Here is a 21,194-nt window from a genome sequence, read left to right on the forward strand (position 1 = left end):
GGACCCTCCGGATCCCGGATCCTCAGTCCAGGAAGATATCCGGATACAGCGCGCTGTCCGGCGTGCCCGGCACGGCGGCGTACTTCGCGAAATCGGTCACGCCCGCGGCCTCGAGCACGTCCTCGACGACGAGGCTCTGGCCGGTGAACTCGCGCGCGGGCTTGATCAGCACCGCGTAGGCGGCGTCGGCGTAGATCTCGGCCGTGCGGCTCACGGCCATCAGCCGGTCGCCGCCGATCACGTTCTGCACGGCCGCGGTCGCGATCGTGGTGCGCGGCCACAGCGTGTTCGCGGCGATCCCGTCGGTGCCGAACTCCGCCGCCATGCCGAGCGTGGCCATCGTCATGCCGTATTTGGCGAGCGTGTAGCCGGTGTGCGCGCCGAGCCAGCGCGGCGTGATGTTCAGCGGCGGCGACAGCGACAGGATGTGCGGATTCGCGGCGCCCTTCAACACCGGCACGGCGGCGCGCGACAGCATGAAGGTGCCGCGCACGTTCACGTCCTGCATCAGGTCGTACTTCTTGGCGGCGAGGTCGAGGGATCCGGACAGGTCGATCACGCTCGCGTTGTTGACGACGATGTCGATCCCGCCGAACTCGCCCTGCGTCTTCAGCACGGCCTCGGTCACGCTCTCGTCATCGCGCACGTCGCCCAGGATCGGCAGCGCCTGCCCTCCCGCGGCGCGGATCTGCTCCGCGGCCGTGTGGATGGTGCCCTCGAGCTTCGGGTGCGGCGTGTCCGTCTTCGCGAGCAGGGCGACGTTCGCCCCATCGGCCGCGGCGCGCAGCGCGATCGCGAGGCCGATGCCGCGGCTCCCGCCCGACATCAGGATGGTCTTGCCGGCAAGAGGCTTGTTCTCGGTCATGTCTTCCTCGGTTCGTGGGGTCGGCGCAGAGAGTGGGCCGGTCTACTTCGGGGCCATCCGGATCGCCCCGTCGAGGCGGATCGTCTCGCCGTTCAGGTAGTCGTTCTCGACGATCTGCTGCACGAGCGACGCGTATTCGTCGGGGCGGCCGAGCCGGGCCGGGTACGGGACCTGCTCGCCGAGCGAGTCCTGGGCGGCCTGCGGGAGGCCGGCCAGCATCGGGGTCTCCATGATGCCGGGCGCGATCGTGCACACCCGGATCCCGTAGCGGGCGAGCTCGCGCGCGATCGGCAGCGTCATCGCGTGCACGCCGCCCTTCGATGCCGAGTAGGCGGGCTGACCGATCTGACCGTCGAACGCCGCGACGCTCGCCGTGTTCACGATCACGCCGCGGTCCCCGTCGGCGGTCAGGGGGTTCGTCGAGATCACGGCGGACGCCTGCGAGATCACGTTGAACGTGCCGACGAGGTTGATCCGGATGATCCGCTCGAACGCCGCAAGATCGGCCGGATTGCCGTCGCGGTCGAGCACCTTGGCGGGCGGCGCGATGCCGGCGCAGTTCACGACGATCCGCAGCGGTGCCGCGGCCTGCGCCGCAGCGACGGCGGCCGCGACCTCCTCGGCGCTGGTGACGTCGGCGGGAGCGAAGACACCACCCAGTTCGGCAGCGATCTCGGCGCCCTGCGACGAGGGAAGATCGATGATCGTGACGGTCGCGCCGGCCGCGGCGAGGCGGCGCGCGGTGGCGAAGCCGAGCCCGCTGGCGCCTCCCGTGACAAGAGCTCCGGATCCTGGGATCTGCATGGGTGTTCTCCTTCGAACCTGCAACTGAGTCTCAGTCTACGTGAGTCTGCGTCTCATGACGACGCGGACGCCACGGCACGAGTTCGAGGATACTGCCGCGCCCGCCGGCGGGCCATCCCGGGCAGGATGGTGCCATGAGCATTCCCGCCGGCGATGTCGCGATCCCTGCCCGCGTGCGGGAGCTCGCCGAATCCGCGGCGCTGAGCCCGGTCTGGGAGAACGGGGTCGGCGGTCTCACCTTCGGCACCGACGACGGCCGCTTCATCAAGTGGGGTCCGCGACACCTCGAGACGACCATGCGCGATGAGGCGGAGCGGATCCGCTGGGCCGCGACGTCGGCACGGGTCCCGCAGGTGCGGTCGGGCAGGATCCTCGCCTGCGCCCACGGGAAGGGGCTTGATATCGGGCCCGCTTCGGTCTAAGCCGGGCAGTGACAGAGCTTCGACGCGTTCGCTCCGCCGGATCCGCCGATCTGTCCTTCTCAGAGAGGAGAACGTCATGATGCCCGAGATTCACCTGCTGCCCGAGGTCCATCAATGGTGGCCGCATTTGTCGGCCCGCGCCAAGCAGAAGCTGGAGGAGCGGGACGACGGGGTGGTGCCGGAGGATGTCCGCGAAGAGATCGAGCGGATCGTCGGCGCGAGCGTGGATCCGTTCGCGCAACTCAGCGATGGCGACCGCACGTTCATCCGCACCCAGCAGGAGGCGGTGGACTAACGGCCCCTCGCCGAGCGGCTCCGCCTGCTCGCGTCCTGGGCGGCGAGCGTCAGCCGACGCGGCAGAGGATCTCGCCGTGCAGGATCGAGAGCCAGCCGTCGTCGTCGGCCGCCCACTCCCGCCAGCCGTCGCTGATCCGCTGCAGGTCGGCGGGCGTCGCGGCGCCGGAGTCCAGAAGCTGGGGCGCGATCGCGGAATCCAGGATCCGATCCGCCCACATGCCGCCCCACCAAGCGCGATCCTCCGCGCTGGTGTAGCACCAGGTGCTCGAGGTGGCCACGACATCGGTGAGCCCCGCCGCGTGCGCCCAGGACAGCAGCCGCCGCCCCGCGTCCGGCTCACCGCCGTTGGCCCGGGCCGCCGACCGGTACAGGGACAGCCACGTGTCCAGCGCGGGCACCGCCGGCCACCACTGGAACCCGCCGTAGTCGCTGTCCCGCACCGCGACGATCCCGCCCGGCTTCGTCACCCGGGCGAGCTCACGCAGCGCCTGCACGGGATCGGCAACGTGCTGCAGCACCTGGTGCGCGTGCGTCACATCGAAGCTGTCGTCGGGGAAATCGAGGGCGTGCACGTCGGCGACGCGGAAGTCGATGTTCGTCACGCCGCGTTCCGCCGCGGTGGTGCGGCTCAGCTGCAGCTCGTCCTCGCCGATCTCGGTCGCGACGACCTCGGCGACCAGCCCCGCGAGATCCGCGGTGATCGTCCCGGGCCCCGCGCCGACGTCGAGGAGCCGGTCGGTCGGGCGCAGGTGCGGCAGCAGGTGCGCGGCGGAGTTCTCCGCCGTGCGCCAGCGGTGCGATCGCAGCACCGAATCGTGGTGTCCGTGCGTGTAGGCGGCCATCGTTTCTCCTCTGTTCGAGCGTCGTCCCCAGCGTTCCGGTTCGGCGCGCGACGCGGAAGACCGTAATCTTCCTAGGAGCGCCGCACCCTTCTTCCGCGACGCGGATCCTGTCCCGCCGAACTGCCCGGAGGTCGCAGATGTCGAACGCCCTCGGCGATTTCCTCCGCGCGCGGCGCACCGACCCCCGCCTGCAGGAGGGGCTCGCGAAGGCCACCCGTCGCCGCACCAGCGGACTGCGCCGCGAAGAGGTCGCCACGTCCGCCGGCATCAGCGCCGACTACTACACCCGCCTCGAACAGGGCCGCGAGACCCACCCCAGCGACGCCGTGCTCGACGCGCTCGCCCGGGCGCTGCGGCTGGACGGGGACGCCGCCGACCACCTGCACCGGCTACGCGACGCCCACCCCGGAACGACCCATCCCGTGCCGGCCGCAGCGACCGACGACGACGCCCTGATCGCCCGGATGTCGATGCTCGTCGACGCCGTGCGCCCCAACCCCGCGTACGTGCTGGACCGGCTCAGCACGGTCGTCGCCGCGAACCCCGAGGGGCTCGCCCTGCATGAGGGGCTCGCCGACCTTCCGCCCGCGCAGCGCAACACCTGCCGTTCGCTGCTGCTCGACCCGCGCGCCCGCGAGACCTTCGTGGAGTGGGAGGAGCTCGCCCGCGGCGCCGTCGCGCACCTGCGCGCCGCGAACGTGGACCGCCTGCAGGATCCGGAACTCGTGGCCCTCGTCGAGGAGCTGAGCGGCGAGAGCGCGCTGTTCGAGACCTGGTGGAACGGCCATCTCGTGCAGCGCCGACGCGGGGACATCACGCATGTGCGCTCCGCCGACGGCACCGTGACCGCGCGCCGCTACGAGGTGCTGCACCTGCCCGAGGACGGGGTCCGGATGACGCTGTGGCTGCCCGCCGCATGACGCCCTCCGGACCCGCCTGCTAGGACGAGACCGCGACCGGCTCCGGATCCGAGACGCCCGGATCCGAGACGTCCGGATCCGCCGGCGCCGGCGCCTGCGAGGTGCGACGCGGACGCCCCGGCCACCAGATCCGGTCGCCGACGAGGGCGAAGATCGCCGGCACGATGACGGTGCGCACCACGAGCGTGTCGACGATCACGCCAACGCCGACGATCAGCCCGAGCTGACCGAGGGTGACCAGCGGCAGCACGCCGAGCGCCGCGAACACCGCGGCAAGCACGATGCCCGCACTCGTGATCACGCCGCCGGTGTGTGCGATCGCCTCGACCATGCCCTGCCGGGTTCCGCGTTCCGCCGCCTCCGAGCGGGCACGGTGCACGAGGAAGATCGTGTAGTCGATGCCCAGGGCGACGAGGAACAGGAAGGCGAGCAACGGCACCTGCAGGTCGAGCGCGTGCTGCCCGAACAGCACCCGGCTGAGCCAGGATCCCGCACCGATCGCGGCGACCGCGCTGGCCAGGTTCACCAGGAGCAGCAGCACCGGAGCGACGAGCGAGCGCAGCAGGATCAGCAGCACGAGGAAGCTCACGGCAAGCACGAGCGGGGCGATCAGCAGCAGATCCTGCACGTTGCCCGCACGGGCGTCGACATCGGTCGCGACCGCTCCACCGACCACGGCATCCGCCTTCGGTACAGCGTGCACGGCGGTGCGCAGCTCGGTGATCTGGGCCAGGCTCTTCTCGGTGCTCGGCGCGTAGTCGCTGGTCACCATGATCTTGGTCAGGTCGCCGTTATCGGTGGTGCCGACCGACTGAACCCGCACGATCCCCTCGACGCCCTTGACGGCGGTGACCACGTCATCCGCCTGCCCGCTGTCGGTCACGATGAGGATCGGCTGCGCCTCGCCCGGGGGGAAGTGCGCAGACAGCACCTCGAGGCCGGCCGCCGACTCGGACGGCACCCGGAACTTCTCGATCTGGTCGAGTCCGATGGACGTGCCGAAGAGGCCCGCCGCCATCACGGCCAGCAGCGCCGCGCCCGCGAGCAGGCTGACGACCGGGCGCTGGACGACTCCGGCGGCGATGGAACGCCACGCCCTGCCCTGCCGGCGCGCGTCGCCGGGACGCGGCACGAACGGCCAGAACACGGTCCGCCCGCAGACCGCGAGCACCGGGGGCAGCAGGAACAGCACGGAGGCGAGGGCGATCAGCAGCCCGATCGCGGAGGAGATCCCGAGGCCGTGGGTGCCGGGGATCACCGCGAGCACGAGCGTCAGCAGCGCGAGCACCACGGTCACGTTCGAGGCCACGATCGCGGGGACGGTCTTGCGCCAGGCCGTGCTCAGCGCCCGACGGTGGTCGTCGGTGAGCTGCAGCTCCTCGCGGTAGCGCGAGATCAGCAGCAGGGCGTAGTTCGTGCCGGCGCCGAACACGAGCACGCTGATGATGCCGGAGTCGAACTGCAGGCCCCAGAGCGATCCGGCTGCGGCGGTCATCCGGCCGGCGAGACCGTCGGCGAGGGCGACCACGACCAGCGGGATGAGCCATAGCACCGGTGAGCGATAGGTGACGATCAGCAGGATCGCCACGATCAGGATCGTCACGATCAGCAGGGTGAAGTCGGCACCCTCGAACGACGACGCCACATCGGCGCCGAAGGCCGGCCCGCCGGTGACCTGAAAGGTCAGTCCGTCGGGGGCGTGGGCGGCGACGTCCGCACGCAGCGTCTTGATGACGGCCGCGTTCTCGGCGTTCGAATCGCCGACCGTGATCGGCGTCATGAGCACGGCGGCCTTCTTGTCGTCGCTCACGATCGGGCCGGTGGGATCCGCTGCCGCGTGGGTGCCGAGCACGGGAAGCAGGCCCTTCAGATGCTCGACATCCGCGCCGGACAGCGTCGCGCCGTCGTTGCGCGCGGCGACCACGAGCACCGACTGGCGATCCGCGTTCGGGAACTTCTTGAGCAGTTCGGCGGTGTGCGTCGACTCCGAGCCGACCGGAGCCTGGGCGTTGCCGCCGGGCGCTTTGGCCGAACCGAAGGCGCCGAACAGCAGCACCATGATGAGCAGGACGAGTCCGAGCGAGATCCACGCGCCGCGGCGCGAGGTCAGAGCATCGGAGAGGCGCGGGCGCGCAGCAGGATCTGACATGCCTCCAGTCCACCGGGAACGGCGCCGCCGGACATCGTGCACAAGGTGGAACGAAAGATCAATCGAAGGGACGAGAGGGCCCGCGGGGTCAGTAGCGCAGGCCGTGTCCGAACCGGAATGTCGGGTTCTCGGTGTCGAACGCGACGTCGGTGCGGCTCGCAGCCACCGCCGCATCCGAGCGGGGCAGGTCGAACGGCAGCAAGCCCTGCGGCCCGCGATCGCCGAACAGCACCCGCAGCACGGCTTCGTCCGAGGCGCCGTAGTCGGCGAGCACGGCGCGCGCGGTCTCCTCGAGCCCGCCGAGCACAGCCGGCCGGTCCAGATAGATGTCGATCACGGTCGGCACCGCGGCGGCGATCGCGGTCAGCCGCGCGTGCTCCTCGGCGGGGAACTCGAGCGAGCCGGAGTGGAACAGGTCGCTGAACCCTCCGCGGTCGCGATCCTCGAAGGGCGCCTTGATGCGCAGGATCGCGACATCCGCCTCCTCCGGCGTCCCGACGACCGTGGCGTAGGCGGCGAGCGCGTCGCCGGCCACGCCCTCGGCGTAGACCTTCACGCCGCGCGTGAGCGGCAGGATCGCGGATCCGCCGTCGACCGCCGTGTTCGTCAGCAGGGTGAGCGAGTCGCTCTGCGTGTCGAGGCCCTCGGTGACGAAGTCGGCGCGTCCGACGATCGCCTCGGCGGCCTCCTCGTCGACGAACGGGTTCTCGAACAGGCCGAGCCGGAACTTCTCGCGCAGCAGCCGGCGCACCGAGACGTCGAGGCGGGCCTCCGCGACTTCTCCGCGTGCCACGAGTCCGAGCAGCTCGTCGGTGCACAGCTCTCCGCCGAACTGGTCGATGCCGGCGTCGAGCGCCTTGACCATGCGCTGCGGCCGGGTGAGCTGCTCCACGCCCCACGCCCGGGCGGGCATGTCGGCGCCGAACACCACGACGTCGGTGAGCAGACCCCAGTCGGTGCAGACGATGCCTTCGAATCCGAGCTCATCGCGCAGCAGGTCGGTGAGCACATCCTTGTTGAAGCCGAAGCCGACCTCCTCCCAGTCGGTGCCGACGGGCTGGCCGTAGTACGGCATCATCTGGGTCGCCCCGGCGCCGATCGCCGCGATGAACGGACGCAGGTGGTAGTCCCGCGCATCGCCCGGGTAGACCTGCTCCTTGCCCCAGGCGAAGTGCGGATCCTCGCCGTCGAGCTGCGGACCGCCGCCCGGGAAGTGCTTGACCATCGTGGCGACCGACTCGGCGCCGAGCTCCGCCCCCTGGAATCCGCGGATGTAGCCGACGACGAGACGCGAGGTGAGATCCGCGTCCTCGCCGAACGTGCCCGAGATCCGCGACCAGCGCGGCTCGGTGGCCAGGTCGATCTGCGGGTGCAGCGCCACCCGCAGGCCGACCGCGAGGTACTCCTGGCGGGCGATGTCGGCGAAGCGCTCGAGCCGCTCCGGGGATCCGATCGCCGCGAAGCCGAGGGTCTCCGGCCACTGCGAGAACGGACCCGCCATGAGCGAGGTGAGCGGGTTGTCGCTGAACGAGTGCCGCGGGTCGGTGGAGAGGGTGACCGGGATGCCGAGCGGCGTGTCCTGAGCCATCCGCTGCAGGGCGTTGTGCCAGGCCGCGAACTCGCGTCCGTTCGGGGCGGCGCCGAGCAGGTTGAAGTGGTTCATCCGGCGCTTGCGCATCATGGAGGCGATCGAGGGGATCCCGAACGTCGGGTTGCCCTCCTCCGGATCCGCGTACGCCGCCATGGTGTGGAACAGCATCCCCACCTTGTCGGCGATCTCCATCCGGCCGAGCAGGTCGTCCACGCGCTGCTCGATGTCGAGCGACGCGTCCTGGTACGGGAAGCGCACCTCGGTGTCTGTCATGTCGATGGTCTCCTTATTTCACGGACTTGATGAACCAGACGCTGACCGCGCCGAGCACGCTCAGCACGACCGCGATCGGGAACAGCGCGTTGTAGCCGAATGCCAGCACGATCGCGCCGGCGAACCCGGGAGCGAACGTCTGCGGCAGCGTGGCGGCGATGTTGACGACGCCGAGATCCTTCGCGAAGTTCTTGGCGGAGGGCAGCACCTGGCTCATCAGAGCGGTGTCGACGGCCTGGAACATGCCGAACCCGAACCCGCTGATCACGGTCATGATCATCCACGACGTGTACGACGGAGAGATCCACGGCACCACGAGGGCGATGGCCATGAGCAGCGAGGATGCGAACACGAAGGGCTTGCGGCGCCCGATCCTGTCGGAGAGCGGGCCGGAGACCACCGTGGCGATCAGGATCCCGACGAGGCTGAGCAGTCCGAGGATCGGGATGACGGCGAACGGATCCTTGACGCCCAGGTAGTTCTTGAGGATCAGCAGCTGGAAGCCGGTGACGGCGAAGTAGCCGGTGTACAGCAGCAGCCGGCCCGTGAACGCCCAGAAGAAGTCGGGGTGCTTGATCGGGTTGACCCAGAAGGTGCGCAGGAACTCGCCGAAGCTGAAGGGCTCGTTGCGGAAATTGAGGCTCGGGTGATCCGGGTTGGCCAGCACGAAACCAAGCAGCACGACCACGGCGAACACCGCGAAGACGATGTATCCCACGGTGATGGTGTGCGCGAGCTGCGAGCCGATGATCTGGCCGCCCAGCGCACCGAGCATGAGCCCGATGCCGGAGAGTGCGGCGAAGGTTCCGCGACGGGCGACCGGCACGCGATCCGGCAGCACCGCCGAGAGGGGGCCCTGCGCGAAGTTGTAGGTGATCTGGATGAGCGTCCACGCGACGATGATGCCGGCGAGGTTGTTCATGAAGCCGAGTGCGATGAGTGCGATGCCTCCCGCGATCGCTCCGCCGAGGATCCACGGCGCACGCCGCCCGAACTTCGAGCGGGTGCGGTCGGAGAGCTGCCCGGCCGCGGGCTGCGCGATCATGGCGCCGAGCGCGCCGATCGTCATCACGATGGCGATGTTGGCGACCTGGACCTTCTCGTCCGGGAACATCGCGATCAGCTGGGCCTGCAGCAGGATCCCGGGAACCGCGCCCCAGATGACGAAGATCGCGAAGTTGGCGGGGATGATCCAGCCGAGCAGGCGCCGGACGCCCTTGATCGGCGCGGGCGGGTCGTCCTCGCCGGAAGCGGTGGCGACGAACGTGGTCTCGGTGATCGGCGGACGCAGCTCTTCGGGTGCGTCAGAGGAGGTCGACGGCATTGTCAGTCCTTGGTTCGGGGGCGGTTTCAGGAGCGGGTGTGCCGATGCCGGCAGGCGCTTTCATGTGGGTGAGACGCACGCTAGCATGAAAACCGACACAAGTGTAGGTTTTTGATTCGACGACATCCGCGGCCGCGGATCCGCCTCGTACGATGGGACCGGGATGACGACAGCACGCGGATACACGACGGGCAGAGCCCGACGAGAGCGCATCATCGCCGCGGCGACAGCGCTCTTCGGCCGCGTCGGTTTCAACAGCGCCACCATGCTCGAGATCGCGCAGCTGTGCGAGATCTCCCGGGCCGGGCTCGCGCACCACTTCCCGACGAAGGAATCGCTTATGGAGGCGGTCCTGGAGACCCGGGATCTGGAGGACCGCGAGCGCTTCCGCCGCAACGGCTCACGCGGCCAGGACGGCATCGGGATCCTCCGCGGCATGGTCGATCTCGCCCGGCACAATACCGAGGTCGGTGGCATCATCGCGCTGTATGCGGTGCTGTCGGCCGAGGCGGCAGATCCCGCACACCCCGCGCATGACTACTTCGTGCAGCGCTATCGCCGGATCCGCTCCGGCACCGCGCGCGCCCTGCGCAACGCCCGCGAGGCGGGCTACCTCGCCGCGCACGTCGACGAGGATCTGGCCGCATCCGAGCTGACCGCCCTCATGGACGGCCTGCAGTTGCAGTGGCTGCTCGACCCCGCTTCGGTCGACATGGCCGAGGCGCTGCGCCGGCGGATCGACGAGCTGCTCGTCGTGCCGCTCGACGACGGTGCCCCGGCATGAGCGAAGATCAGGCGGGGCCGAGGATGAGGTGCCAGGATCCGGCCGCGACCGCGACGGCGATCGCGGCCGCGGGGATGACGGCGCTGAGCAGCACCAGCACTGTGTCGGCCGCCGCCCACGGCGCCGGCCGCGCCCAGGTCCGCGGCGGCAGCCCGCGGGCACCGAAGCCCCGCGCCTCCATGGCGGTCGCGAGCGACGAACCACGGCGCACGGCGAGCACGAACAAGGCGAACGCCATGCCCGCCCCTCGCCTGATCCGGCCCTGATCCGCCACCCCCCGCGCCCGTCGGGCCAGTGCCAGCGCGCGCCAGTCCTCGGCGAGCAGCCCGAGCATGCGCATGCCTGCGAGCGCGCCGATGACGAACCGTGCCGGCAGTCGGAGGCGCTGAGCGAGCGCATCAGCGAGATCGGTGGGATCGACCGTCGCGAACAGCGCCACCGCGGGCAGGCCGATCGCGAGCACCCGCAGTCCGGTCGCGACCGCGAGGCCGAGCGACCCCTCCGTCACGTGCATCACGAACCACGAGAACAGCACAGGGCCGCTCGCCTGCCCGTACAGCGCGATCGTCACGGCGCTGAGCGGCGCAGCGATCCACAGCACCGCCGTGCGCGTCCAGAATTCGCGCGGGGTGAGCCCGCAGCAGAGCAGCACCGGCACGGCGAGCACCAGCGCCGTCGCTGCGGACACGACGTCGACGGACAGGATCAGCGGCATGCTGACGATGAGCGCTGCGGTGAGCTTGGCCAGGGCGCTGCGCGGCACGATCGGTCCGAAGCGCCCCGTGCGGACGTCGGGGAGCGCGAGTGTCACGAGCCGACCTCGCATCGCCGCGCATCCAGGGCGCGCAGCACATCCTCGTCATGCGAGATGGCGATCACCGCAGTGCCCTCGTCGCGTACCTCGGCGATGATCGCGACCAGCTCGGCCCAGGTGCGCGCGTCCTGCCCGAACGTCGGCTCATCGAGCACCAGAACCCGCGGGCGCGTGGCGAGCGCCGCGGCGACGGTGAGCCGGCGCTTTTCACCCCCGGACAGCGTGTACGGATTGGCCGCGGCGAGACCGTCCAGCCGCAGCCGGTGCAGCAGGCCCGTCACGCGCGCCTCGACCTCGTCCTCCGGCAGCCGCAGCGCACGCGGCCCCACCGAGAGCTCGTCGCGCACGGTGCTCGTGAGCAGCTGATGCTCGGGGCTCTGCAGCACCGTGCCGATGCGGGTGAGCAGCTCGCGGGACGACCAGGCGAGCGGATCCGCTCCTGCGGCGCCGGCACGCAGGGCGTCGGAGGCGCGCACCCGGCCGGCGATGGCGGGCAGGAGACCGGCGAGGGTGAGGCCGAGCGTGGACTTGCCGGCCCCGTTCGGCCCGGTGATCCCGAGCACCTCCCCCGCGTGCAATGTCAGCGCAACGGGACCCGCGACGGCAACGCCTTTGGCGCGCCCGACGACGAGCCCCTCCGCGACGAGCAGCTCTGCGCCGGGGAGGCTCGTGCGGGGCGGATCTCCTGCATCCTCGTCGGCCACTGGCCGCTCGCGGGCACGGACCAGCCCCTGGGCTCGGGCGGCCACATCGATGCCCGGCACCCACACGCCCATGGCCGACAGCTCCTCGGCCCGTTCGGTGAGCACGGCGTGCGGGGCGCCGTCCGCGATCACCTCGGTGCCTTCTTCCGAGGCGCCGAGCACGATGACGCGATCGATCAGGCCCAGCCACGCCTCGATCCGATGCTCGATGACGACCAGCGTCGCACCGGTGGCCTCGAGCACCGCACCCACGGCCGCGCGCACCTCGGCGACCCCGGCAGGGTCCAGGTTCGCGGTCGGCTCATCCAGCAGGATCGCCCCGGGGCGCATCGCGAGCACCCCGGCGAGCGCGAGCCGCTGCTTCTGCCCGCCGGACAGGGCGGCCGTGGGTCGTTCAGGCGGGACGTCGAGCCCGACCGCGGCGAGCGCAGCGTCGACGCGGGTCCAGATCTCCTCGCGCGGCACGCCGAGGTTCTCGCAGCCGAACGCCACGTCGTCGCCGACGCGCGCGAGGATGGTCTGGGTGTCCGGATCCTGCAGCACCATGCCGACCCGTCCGCGGGCGTGGTCGGCCGGGATGCCGTCGACGAGCAGAGCACCTTCGGCGTCGCCCTCGTCAGCGCCGCCGAGCACACCGCCGAGGCCCTGCAGCAGGGTGGATTTGCCGGATCCGGAGGCGCCGAGCAGCAGCACGCGCTCCCCCGGCTCGATCCGCAGCGAGGTGCCGCGGATCGCCCAGCGGCGGCGCGTGGCGTACCGCCAGCCCCAGCCGTGCGCTTCGAGCTGCGCCGCGCCGACCCCCGTCGTCGGTGGGGTCACACCCGGGCGGCCGCGGTGCGGCCGGCGGCGAAGCGGTTGAGCGCCCCGGTCGCGGCAAGACCCTGCATGATCGCCCAGCCTCCGAGGCCCGCGATGACGGCTCCCGACACCGTCGCCGAGATGAGGGCGATGGTCACGAACAGCGCTCCGGATCCGGGATACCACAGGATGAGGTCGTTCAGTCCGCAGGCGAATCCTGAGGCTGCACCAGCGAGCAACGCCACAGGCAGGCGCCACGCGGCGTAGAGGAACACCAGGAAGACCAGCTCCGCGCCGATGCCCTGCACGAGGCCCGAGACGATCGTGAGCGGGCCCCACTGGTTGCCGACGAGCGATTCGATCACGGCCGCGACGAGCTCGGTGTACAGGGCGGCGCCGGGCTTGCGGATGATGAGCCCGCCGAGGACGCCGGCGAGCAGCCAGGGTCCGGCCAGCAGCTCCTGAAGTCCGGGCAGCACGGGCGTGAGCAGGGCGCTCGGCCCCGTCGAGACGATGTCCCAGAGCAGGAACACGCCCGCGCACGCCACCGCGATCACGCTGGCGACGATGATGTCGACGACGCGCCAGCGCCAGAGTCGGGGGCCCCGGAGGGCGGCGGTGTCTGCGTTCGTCTCGGACGCGCGGACAGATGCATGCATCATCAGAAACTCCTCCCTGCGCCGGCATGATCCGGATCAGGTTCGACGGTCGAAGCGCGGGTCGCTTCCTCTCAGCCCGGCCTCGCCGGACTCCCGTGGTGATCCGGCCATCCTAACCCCACCGCGCGGGCACCGCACGCACGAGACGGGACATGACGGCCGCGAACGATACGGTAGGAGCGTGAACACCGACGACCGTCCTGGGCCCGAGACGGCCGAGTCGGAGGAATCCGCGCCGATGGGGCTGTTCCCCCCGGCCGAGCCGCCCGCCGCAGAGCAGCCGTTGTTCCCGCGGACGCTGTTCTCGCCGGTGGAGGCCTCCCCCGCGGAGACCGCCGGAACTGAGCCTGAGGCCGCGGCCGTCGCCGAGGCGCCCGCCACGGCCCGCCGATCCCGCAGGTCCGCACGCCCCGTGGCACGGAAGGATCCCACCCCCACGGCCGCTCTCGCCTGGGTCGATGTCGACCGGGTCGGCACCGCCGCGACGCACGCCTCGTCCGACGAACCCACCTCCGGCCCGCTCCTCGCCGACGCACCCCGACGCACGCTCGCGCGTCCTGGTGTGCTGCTGCCGATCATCGGGCTCGTGCTCGTCGCCGCCGCGTACGGGACGACCACGGCGGTGTGGCCGCTGAACGCGGTCAAACCCGCCGCGTCGGCCACCACGTTCCGGCCCGCCGCCGCACCCACGGCCGCAGTGGCCTGGCCGGCATCGGGCAGCGCCGCGGTCGGCGTCGCCGGCATCGGCACGATCGCCTCGACCGAGCAGCAGGCCCCGATGGCGAGCATCACGAAGCTCGTGACCGTGCTGGCCTCCTTCGACAAGCTGCCGATGAAGCCCGGCGAGCAGGGCGCGACCTTCGATTTCACCCAGGCGGACAGCGACGACTACTCGAGCTATCTGCGCAACGACGAGTCGGCGCTGGACGTGCCGGCGGGCGGATCGCTCACCCAGTACCAGCTGCTGGAGGGGATCCTGCTCGGATCGGCGAACAACTACGCCGACCGTCTCGCGCGTGATGTGTGGGGCTCCGACGGCGAGTATGCGGCCGCCGCCAACCAGTGGCTGCGCCAGCACGACCTCTCCGAGATCACTGTCACCACGCCCTCGGGCTTCGACTTCGGCAACGTCGCCACCCCCCGCGCGCTGATCCAGCTCGGGACGCTCGCCGTGCAGAACCCGGTGATCGCCGAGATCGTGAAGAAGAAGAGCGTCGATCTGCCGGGCGCCGGCACGGTGCAGAACACGAACGGGCTGATCGATGACGCCGGCATCATCGGCATCAAGACAGGCACGATCGGCGACGGCGACGCCACCAAGTACAACCTGCTCTCCGGCAAGGACGTGACCGACGGATCCACCACGGTGCGGATCTACGCCGACGTGCTCGGCGAACCGAACGACGCGGCCCGGGTCGATGCCTCGCGGCAGCTGTACGCCGACGTCGAGGCCGCGCTGAAGAGCCAGCCGGAGACGGTGGTCAAGGGGACCACGCTCGGAACCGTCGACACCGCCTGGGGCGAGACCACGCAGGTCGTGGCTGCCGAGGGCGCACGGGTCGTGCTGTGGAACGGCGCCTCGGCCTCCGCGACGACGAAGTTCGCGCTGGGCGACGAGTGGAAGGCCGGCGACGCGGCGGGCACGCTCACGCTCAAGGGACCGCTCGACTCGACCACGGTGCCCCTCGCCCTGCGCACGAAGCTCGAAGGTCCGAGCCTGTGGTGGCGTCTCACCCACCCGCTCGTGCTGTTCGGCCTGACGAAGTAGGCGCCCGGGGCGCCCCGCCTCTCCTTTCATTCCGCGAGACTGCAACTGCGCGCCGAGACTGCAGCAATGTGGTGCAGTCTCGCCGCCCAGTTGCAGTCTCGCGGTCAGGGGGCTGACGCGGGGGGCACACGCAGAACCGCCGCCCTCCGAAAGGAGGGCGGCGGTTGCGTTCTTCGGGGAAGCGGATCAGGACCTGTGGTCTCCGAAGTCGATCGACGGGGACTCGGCGGACTCCGTCATGCGCTCGGCGACAGCCACCGGGGCCGAGGTCGAGCCGGGGACCGTGGCCGCGCCGGCCTCGATCTCGGAGGCGATCGACCCGTCCGCCAGCGGGACGGTGACCGTTCCCGTGACGAGCGCCTCGTCGGCGTCGACATCGCTGGCCGCCTGCTCGAACTGGGACTGGTACAGCCGCCAGTACGCGCCCTGCGCGGTGATGAGCTCCTCGTGCGTGCCCTTCTCCACGATGTCGCCGTGCTCCATCACCAGGATGAGGTCGGCGTCGCGGATCGTGGACAGACGGTGCGCGATCACGAAGGAGGTGCGTCCGTGTCGCAGCGCCGCCATCGCGTGCTGCAGCAGCAGCTCCGTGCGGGTGTCGACGGCACTGGTGGCCTCGTCCAGGATCAGGATCGACGGCTGCGCCACGAAGGCGCGCGCGATCGTGATCAGCTGGCGCTCACCGGCCGACACGTTCGAGGCGTCCTCGTCGAGCTTCGTCTCGTAGCCCTCCGGAAGGGAGTGCACGAAGCGGTCCACGTAGGTCGCCTTGGCGGCGTCCGTGACCTCGTCATCCGTCGCCGTCGAACGCCCGTACCGGATGTTCTCCCGGATCGTGCCCGCGAACAACCACGGATCCTGCAGCACCATGCCGGTGCGGGAGCGCAGATCCTCACGGGTCATCCCGGCGATGTCCTGCCCGTCGAGCAGGATCCGTCCGCCGCTGAGCTCGTAGAACCGCATGATGAGGTTCACCAGGGTGGTCTTGCCCGCGCCGGTGGGGCCGACGATCGCGACCGTCTGCCCCGGCTCCACCCGGAACGACAGATCCGTGATGAGCGGACGGTCCTCGGTGTAGGAGAACGCGACGTGCTCGAACTCGATGACGCCCTTGCCGTCGGTGACCGTGGGGGCGTCCTCGGCGTCGGGATCCTGCTCCTCGGCGTCCAGCAGCTCGAACACGCGCTCGGCCGAGGCGGTGCCCGACTGCACGACCGCGGCCATGCCGCCCAGCTCGCTGAGCGGCTGCGTGAACTGCTGCGAGTACTGGATGAACGCCTGCACGTCGCCGAGCCGCAGCTGACCGCTGGCGACCATGAGGCCGCCGAGCACGGCGAGGCCGACGTAGGTCAGGCTCCCGATGAAGGTCATCGCGGGCATGATGATGCCGGACAGGAACTGGGCCTTGAACGCGGCCTGATAGAGCTCCTCGTTCTCCACCTGGAACTTGTCCAGCGCGTCCTTCTCGCGGCCGAACACCTTCACCAGCGCGTGGCCGGAGAACGCCTCCTCGACGCGCGCGTTCAGGCGGCCGACCTTCTTCCACTGGATCCCGAACGCCTTCTGCGAGCGCGGACCGATGACGCCGAAGATCACGCCCATGAGCGGCAGCGCGACCAGAGCCACCAGCGCGAGCTGCCACGAGATCGAGAACATCATGATCAGCACGCCGATCACGGTGAGCACGGACGTGAGCGCTCCGGAGAGCGACTGCTGCATCGTCTGCGTGATGTTGTCGATGTCGTTCGTGACGCGCGAGATCAGCTCACCGCGCTGCACCTTGTCGAAGTACGACAGCGGCAGGCGGTTGATCTTCGCCTCGACGTCTTCGCGCAGGCGCCACATCGTGCGCACCATGATCACGTTGATGACGTAGCCCTGGATCCAGCTCAGCAGGGCGGATCCGACGTAGATCGCGAGCACCGCGGTGATCACCCAGCGTAGCTGCTCGAAGTCGATCCCGTCGCCGACCTTGAACGGGCTGAACGCGGCGACCATGTCGGCGTACTGGTTCTGCTTCGCAGCGCGCAGCTGTTCGACGACCTGCGCCTGATCCGTGCCGTTCGCGAACCCGGGGAAACCGTTCTGCGGCTTGGCCAGCTGCAGCGACGTGAAGCCCTCGTAGATGATGTTCGTCGCGTTGCCGAGCACCTTGGGCGCAGCCACGGCGAGCACGACGCCGAGGGCCCCGAAGATCGAGACCAGCACGAACCACACGGCGCTGGGCTTGAGCAGCCCGATCATCCGCTTGAAGCTGGGGCCGAACTGGTTGGCCTTGCCCGGGGCGGGGCCGTCGAACATGCCGCCGCCCTGCTGGCGCGCCTTCTCGGCCTGCTCGGCCTCCTCCTTCTCGGCCGCCGTCATCTCGACCTGCGGTGCGGATCCGCTTCCGCCGCGCGCAGCGACCATGCGCTCGCGCCGCGACGCCTTCTTGTCGATGTTCTCGCTCATGCGTCCACCCCCAGCTGCGACTCGACGATCTCTCTATAGGTGTCGCTGGTCTCGAGCAGCTGCTCGTGCGTGCCGACCCCGACCATGGTGCCGCCCTCCAGGACGACGATGCGGTCGGCATCCGTGATGGATGAGACGCGCTGCGCGACGACGATCTTGGTGACGTGCGGCAGCTCGCGCCACAGCGCCTGCCGCAGCCGCGCGTCGGTGGTGAGGTCGAGCGCCGAGAACGAGTCGTCGAAGACGAGCACCTCGGGCTGGTGGATGATGGCGCGGGCGATCGCGAGCCGCTGGCGCTGACCGCCGGACACGTTCGTGCCGCCCTGGGCGATCGATGACTCCAGGCCGTCGGGCATCTCCGAGACGAAGTCCTTCGCCTGGGCGATCTCGAGCGCGGCCCACAGGTCGTCGTCGGTCGCGTCTTCCCTGCCGTAGCGCAGGTTGGACGCGATCGTGCCGCTGAACAGGAACGGCCGCTGCGGCACGAGGCCGATGCCCTTCCACAGCGCGTCGACGTCGGCCTGGCGCACATCGACGCCGCCGACCGAGGCGACGCCGCCGGTCACATCGAACAGGCGGGGGATCAGCGAGATCAGCGTGGTCTTGCCGGCGCCGGTGGATCCCACGATCGCGACCGTCTCACCCGGCTGCGCGGCGAAGCTGATGCCGTGCAGCACCGGAGACTCGGCACCCGGATAGGTGAACGACACGTCGTCGAAGGCGACGGATCCCGGAACGGGGAAGGCCGTCACGCCGTTCTCCGGGCGGGTCATGCCCTGCTCAGCGTCGAGCACCTCGCCGACACGCTCGGCGGAGACCGCGGCGCGCGGGATCATCATCGCCATGAAGCTCGACATGATGATGCCCATCATGATCTGGCCGATGTACTGCATGAAGGCGAACAGGGTGCCGACCTCGACCGTGCCGTTGTTCACCTCGACGCCGCCGAACCAGATCACGCCCACGATGGTGACGTTCAGGATCAGCATGAACAGCGGGAACAGCAGCACGAACAGCGATCCGACCTTGCGGCCGATGACCATGATGTCGGTGTTCGCGCCGCGGAAGCGGTCCTCTTCGATGCGCTCGCGCACGAAGGCGCGCACGACGCGCACCCCCGTGAGCTGCTCGCGCATGATGCGGTTGACGTTGTCGAGCTTGCCCTGGTAGCTGCGGAACAGCGGCACCATGCGGCCGATGATCAGGCCGGCGACGATCAGCAGCACGGGCACGGAGACCGCGATCAGCCAGCTCAGGCTGAGGTTGGTCTGCATCGCCATGATGACTCCGCCGATGGCGAGCAGCGGGGCGGTGATGAACATCGTCGAGCCCATCATCGCCAGCATCTGCACCTGCTGCACGTCGTTGGTGTTGCGGGTGATGAGGGATCCGGCGCCGAACAGCGACACCTCGTGCTCGGAGAACCCGCTCACACGCGCGAATACGTCGGCGCGGATGTCGCGGCCCAGGCTCATCGCCGCGCGAGCTGCGAAGAAGGTCGCGATGACGGAGGCGATGATCTGGCCGAACGACACGGCGAGCATGATCCCGCCGTGCGACCAGATGTAGGAGGTGTCGGCGTTGGCGACGCCCTTGTCGATGATGTCGGCGTTGAGACGAGGCAGGTACAGCGCGGCGAACGCGCTGCCGAACTGGAACACCAGCACACCGAGCAGCAGCCACTTGTAACGCTTCAGATAGCGGAAGAGGATCTTTCCGAGCACGGGCGGACTTTCCTTGTGGGAGCGGACTTCCCCGGGGGAAGAAGGATCGGCCGAAAAGCGGCCACGAAACACCCTGCCACGCACCACCGACATTCACATCCCCCTGGAGGATGATCGGCTCCGATCTTCGCTGAGGGCGAAACGAATCCCTGCTCGCCGCCGAGTTTCCGGATCCGGTGAGGAAACCAGGCTGGGGCGTTCAGCGCGCGACGACGAGGTGCGGACGCGGGCCTTCGAACCGGGCGATGGCGATCTTGACCTCCGTCAGCTCCGACTTCACCTCCGACAGCCCCACCTCCACCCCGTGGATCCGGGCGGACAGCTCGTCCTCCACCCCGTCGATCCGGGCGGACAGCTTGTCGTCGACGCGGTCGATCCGGCGCACGATCCAGGCGAAACCCGCGAACATGCCGATCCCGAGCGTGACCAGCACGGCGAAAGCCGCGATCACGACCCCGAGGAGTTCTACGGACATGTACACGCCTCTATTCTGCGCCTCGTCGTTCCCCTTCGCCAGCAACGCTATGCGCGCACGGAGGTCCGTGAAGCGGCTCCCGCGGGATCGGTGCAGAGCTGCCCGCGAAACGAGACTGTGCGGATCCATCCGCCGCTACGGCACGCGGAGTTCGCAGGACCCTCGCATTCGTGCGGACGCAACAGAGATCCTTCGAGCAATCGACATCCCTCGATGGAGCGACGCGGGAATCAAGCAACGCGCACAAGGGCTATGCGGACGAGCAGATCAGCGAGATCAGCATCCAGGGGCAAAGCACGAGCTGCTATTGACCGAGTCAGCCCCAGAGCGGGACCGGCGGCACGTACTCCCTGGCCGCGGCGGCCGCGTCGGGGGCGAGTTCGGCGAGGGTCTGCGGATCCCAGTGCGGGTTGCGGTCCTTGTCGATGAGCTGGGCCCGGATCCCCTCCACGAGGTCGGGGTGGTGGTGCACGAACCAGAGCACGCGGCGGTACTCGCCCGCGAGCGCGTCGCGGAGGGAGTCCATGGCGCGCGCCTCGCGGACGGCTTCCAGGGTGACCGCGAGCGCGGTCGGGGCGAGGGATTCGAGCAGGTCGGCGGCGGCGGCGGGGGTGGGCGCCGACGTTTCGTCGCGGTCGCGTTGCGCGCGTCCCGACTCCGGGAAGGGGGGTGCGAGCTCGCGCAGCCGGGACACGATCTCCGGCACGGTGTCGGCGGAGAACGCGTCGTCGATCCAGGCCTGCTGTGCGGACAGCGGGGAGGGATCCGGGGTCTCGTCGAAGAGCATCACGATCTCGCTCGGCCCGGTCGGATCCGCCCGGTGCGCGAGGGCGTCGCGGAGGGCCTCGAGCCGTTCGGAGGGCACGAAGAAGTCGGCGAACCCGGCATGCAGGGCGTCGGATCCGTCCATGGTCCCGCCCGTGAGTCCGAGGAACTCGCCCAGGCGGCCCGGAGCTCGGGCGAGCAGCCAGGTGCCGCCGACGTCGGGGGTGAACCCGATCCTGACCTCGGGCATCGCGAGCTGGGAGCGCTCGGTGACCACGCGGATCGCAGCGTGTCCGGCGACGCCGATGCCGCCGCCCATCGTGATGCCGTCGGCGATCGCGACGATCGGCTTCGGATACTCCGCGATGGCGGCGTTCATCGCGTACTCCTCGCGGAAGAACTCGACGGTCTCGGCGCTGCGGCCCGCCGTGATCTGCGCGTGCAGCTCGCGCACGTCGCCCCCGGCGCACAGACCGCGCTCCCCCGCGCCGTCGATGTAGACGATCTCGATGTCGTAGTCGTCACGCCAGGCGTCCAGCGCGGCGTGCACCGCCCGGATCATGTCGACGCTCAGCGCGTTCAACGCTCGGGGACGGTTCAGCGTGATCCACCCGAGGGCGCCCTCGGTGCGCACGAGCACCTCGGGCTCGGGCGTCGTGGCGGCAGTGGTTCCCTGGGCGTCTTCGGCGGTGCTCACGAGTGCCACGTTACCGCTCCGCCTCGCCTCGGGCCCGCCCCCGACGTGCCTCCGCGCGCGCGGGCATC

General features: G+C 70.1%; 18 protein-coding genes, 1 pseudogene and 1 riboswitch. Of the genes and pseudogenes, 5 read left to right on the forward strand and 14 right to left on the reverse strand.

Annotated elements, in window-relative coordinates; genetic code table 11:
- Positions 1–22: 22 nt before the first annotated feature.
- Both ABD882_RS13975 and ABD882_RS13980 read right to left on the reverse strand, forming a co-directional pair.
- Complete coding sequence (locus tag ABD882_RS13975; protein WP_345187923.1) at positions 23–865, reverse strand: SDR family oxidoreductase; 843 nt, start codon at positions 863–865, stop codon at positions 23–25.
- Positions 866–907: 42 nt separating this feature from the next.
- Entirely contained in the window at positions 908–1,669 is a 762-nt protein-coding gene (locus ABD882_RS13980) for an SDR family NAD(P)-dependent oxidoreductase (protein WP_345187924.1), read from the reverse strand.
- 134 nt (positions 1,670–1,803) lie between these two features.
- Between ABD882_RS13980 and ABD882_RS13985 the strand changes: the two genes are divergently transcribed.
- Positions 1,804–2,091: a protein kinase family protein gene (locus ABD882_RS13985; RefSeq protein ID WP_345187925.1), complete on the forward strand. Its 288-nt coding sequence runs from the start codon at positions 1,804–1,806 to the stop codon at positions 2,089–2,091.
- Between the two features lie 76 nt (positions 2,092–2,167).
- On the forward strand, positions 2,168–2,386 hold the full coding sequence (locus ABD882_RS13990) for a hypothetical protein (protein WP_345187926.1): 219 nt from the start codon (positions 2,168–2,170) through the stop codon (positions 2,384–2,386).
- A gap of 49 nt (positions 2,387–2,435) precedes the next feature.
- Here ABD882_RS13990 and ABD882_RS13995 read toward each other — a convergent pair whose 3' ends face one another.
- Positions 2,436–3,230 (reverse strand): class I SAM-dependent methyltransferase, encoded by a 795-nt coding sequence (locus ABD882_RS13995; RefSeq protein WP_345187927.1) that lies wholly within the window; start codon positions 3,228–3,230, stop codon positions 2,436–2,438.
- A 137-nt stretch (positions 3,231–3,367) separates the two neighbouring features.
- On the opposite strand from ABD882_RS13995, the gene ABD882_RS14000 reads away from it, so the two are divergent.
- Positions 3,368–4,150, forward strand: coding sequence for a helix-turn-helix transcriptional regulator (locus ABD882_RS14000; protein ID WP_345187929.1), 783 nt, complete (start codon positions 3,368–3,370; stop codon positions 4,148–4,150).
- Between the two features lie 19 nt (positions 4,151–4,169).
- On the opposite strand, the gene ABD882_RS19115 is transcribed toward ABD882_RS14000, so the two are convergent.
- The 4 genes and pseudogenes from ABD882_RS19115 to ABD882_RS14015 all read right to left on the reverse strand — a co-directional run bounded on the left by ABD882_RS19115 (position 4,170) and on the right by ABD882_RS14015 (position 9,487).
- Positions 4,170–5,168, reverse strand: coding sequence for an MMPL family transporter (locus tag ABD882_RS19115; RefSeq protein ID WP_425563373.1), 999 nt, complete (start codon positions 5,166–5,168; stop codon positions 4,170–4,172).
- A gap of 48 nt (positions 5,169–5,216) precedes the next feature.
- A pseudogene (locus tag ABD882_RS19120) lies at positions 5,217–6,473 on the reverse strand (MMPL family transporter); the annotation flags it as partial.
- A complete protein-coding gene (locus ABD882_RS14010) occupies positions 6,388–8,163 on the reverse strand; it encodes a glycoside hydrolase family 3 protein (protein WP_345187931.1) in 1,776 nt (591 codons plus the stop codon). The gene ABD882_RS14010 and the pseudogene ABD882_RS19120, both read right to left, overlap by 86 nt.
- 13 nt (positions 8,164–8,176) lie before the next feature.
- A complete protein-coding gene (locus tag ABD882_RS14015; protein ID WP_345187933.1) occupies positions 8,177–9,487 on the reverse strand; it encodes an MFS transporter in 1,311 nt (436 codons plus the stop codon).
- A gap of 163 nt (positions 9,488–9,650) precedes the next feature.
- On the opposite strand from ABD882_RS14015, the gene ABD882_RS14020 reads away from it, so the two are divergent.
- Positions 9,651–10,271: a TetR/AcrR family transcriptional regulator gene (locus ABD882_RS14020; RefSeq protein ID WP_345187936.1), complete on the forward strand. Its 621-nt coding sequence runs from the start codon at positions 9,651–9,653 to the stop codon at positions 10,269–10,271.
- A gap of 7 nt (positions 10,272–10,278) precedes the next feature.
- On the opposite strand, the gene ABD882_RS14025 is transcribed toward ABD882_RS14020, so the two are convergent.
- The 3 genes from ABD882_RS14025 to ABD882_RS14035 form a co-directional block, all read right to left on the reverse strand.
- Positions 10,279–11,082: an energy-coupling factor transporter transmembrane component T family protein gene (locus ABD882_RS14025; protein ID WP_345187937.1), complete on the reverse strand. Its 804-nt coding sequence runs from the start codon at positions 11,080–11,082 to the stop codon at positions 10,279–10,281.
- Complete coding sequence (locus ABD882_RS14030; RefSeq protein ID WP_345187939.1) at positions 11,079–12,608, reverse strand: ABC transporter ATP-binding protein; 1,530 nt, start codon at positions 12,606–12,608, stop codon at positions 11,079–11,081. The genes ABD882_RS14025 and ABD882_RS14030 overlap by 4 nt, the downstream gene beginning before the upstream one ends.
- A complete protein-coding gene (locus ABD882_RS14035; protein ID WP_425563374.1) occupies positions 12,605–13,246 on the reverse strand; it encodes an ECF transporter S component in 642 nt (213 codons plus the stop codon). The genes ABD882_RS14030 and ABD882_RS14035 overlap by 4 nt, the downstream gene beginning before the upstream one ends.
- Positions 13,243–13,353, reverse strand: a riboswitch (TPP riboswitch). It overlaps the preceding gene by 4 nt.
- 74 nt (positions 13,354–13,427) lie before the next feature.
- On the opposite strand from ABD882_RS14035, the gene ABD882_RS14040 reads away from it, so the two are divergent.
- On the forward strand, positions 13,428–15,014 hold the full coding sequence (locus ABD882_RS14040; RefSeq protein WP_345187943.1) for a D-alanyl-D-alanine carboxypeptidase family protein: 1,587 nt from the start codon (positions 13,428–13,430) through the stop codon (positions 15,012–15,014).
- 186 nt (positions 15,015–15,200) lie between these two features.
- On the opposite strand, the gene ABD882_RS14045 is transcribed toward ABD882_RS14040, so the two are convergent.
- From ABD882_RS14045 to ABD882_RS14060, 4 genes are all read right to left on the reverse strand, one after another.
- Entirely contained in the window at positions 15,201–17,423 is a 2,223-nt protein-coding gene (locus ABD882_RS14045) for an ABC transporter ATP-binding protein (protein WP_345188017.1), read from the reverse strand.
- A 38-nt stretch (positions 17,424–17,461) separates the two neighbouring features.
- On the reverse strand, positions 17,462–19,189 hold the full coding sequence (locus ABD882_RS14050) for an ABC transporter ATP-binding protein (RefSeq protein WP_345187945.1): 1,728 nt from the start codon (positions 19,187–19,189) through the stop codon (positions 17,462–17,464).
- A 199-nt stretch (positions 19,190–19,388) separates the two neighbouring features.
- A complete protein-coding gene (locus ABD882_RS14055; RefSeq protein WP_345187946.1) occupies positions 19,389–19,664 on the reverse strand; it encodes a hypothetical protein in 276 nt (91 codons plus the stop codon).
- 316 nt (positions 19,665–19,980) lie between these two features.
- A complete protein-coding gene (locus tag ABD882_RS14060) occupies positions 19,981–21,126 on the reverse strand; it encodes an enoyl-CoA hydratase/isomerase family protein (protein WP_345187948.1) in 1,146 nt (381 codons plus the stop codon).
- Positions 21,127–21,194 lie beyond the last annotated feature (68 nt).

The organism is Microbacterium panaciterrae (assembly GCF_039541635.1).
Taxonomy (GTDB): domain Bacteria; phylum Actinomycetota; class Actinomycetes; order Actinomycetales; family Microbacteriaceae; genus Microbacterium; species Microbacterium panaciterrae.

Excerpts from the sequence above, each read along its gene's own strand:
- ABD882_RS13975 (WP_345187923.1), bottom strand. The coding sequence starts at position 865 with ATGACCGAGAACAAGCCTCTTGCCGGCAAGACCATCCTGATGTCGGGC.
- ABD882_RS13980 (WP_345187924.1), bottom strand. The coding sequence starts at position 1,669 with ATGCAGATCCCAGGATCCGGAGCTCTTGTCACGGGAGGCGCCAGCGGG.
- ABD882_RS13985 (WP_345187925.1), top strand. The coding sequence starts at position 1,804 with ATGAGCATTCCCGCCGGCGATGTCGCGATCCCTGCCCGCGTGCGGGAG.
- ABD882_RS13990 (WP_345187926.1), top strand. The coding sequence starts at position 2,168 with ATGATGCCCGAGATTCACCTGCTGCCCGAGGTCCATCAATGGTGGCCG.
- ABD882_RS13995 (WP_345187927.1), bottom strand. The coding sequence starts at position 3,230 with ATGGCCGCCTACACGCACGGACACCACGATTCGGTGCTGCGATCGCAC.
- ABD882_RS14000 (WP_345187929.1), top strand. The coding sequence starts at position 3,368 with ATGTCGAACGCCCTCGGCGATTTCCTCCGCGCGCGGCGCACCGACCCC.
- ABD882_RS19115 (WP_425563373.1), bottom strand. The coding sequence starts at position 5,168 with ATGGCGGCGGGCCTCTTCGGCACGTCCATCGGACTCGACCAGATCGAG.
- ABD882_RS14010 (WP_345187931.1), bottom strand. The coding sequence starts at position 8,163 with ATGACAGACACCGAGGTGCGCTTCCCGTACCAGGACGCGTCGCTCGAC.
- ABD882_RS14015 (WP_345187933.1), bottom strand. The coding sequence starts at position 9,487 with ATGCCGTCGACCTCCTCTGACGCACCCGAAGAGCTGCGTCCGCCGATC.
- ABD882_RS14020 (WP_345187936.1), top strand. The coding sequence starts at position 9,651 with ATGACGACAGCACGCGGATACACGACGGGCAGAGCCCGACGAGAGCGC.
- ABD882_RS14035 (WP_425563374.1), bottom strand. The coding sequence starts at position 13,246 with ATGCATGCATCTGTCCGCGCGTCCGAGACGAACGCAGACACCGCCGCC.
- ABD882_RS14045 (WP_345188017.1), bottom strand. The coding sequence starts at position 17,423 with ATGGTCGCTGCGCGCGGCGGAAGCGGATCCGCACCGCAGGTCGAGATG.
- ABD882_RS14055 (WP_345187946.1), bottom strand. The coding sequence starts at position 19,664 with ATGTCCGTAGAACTCCTCGGGGTCGTGATCGCGGCTTTCGCCGTGCTG.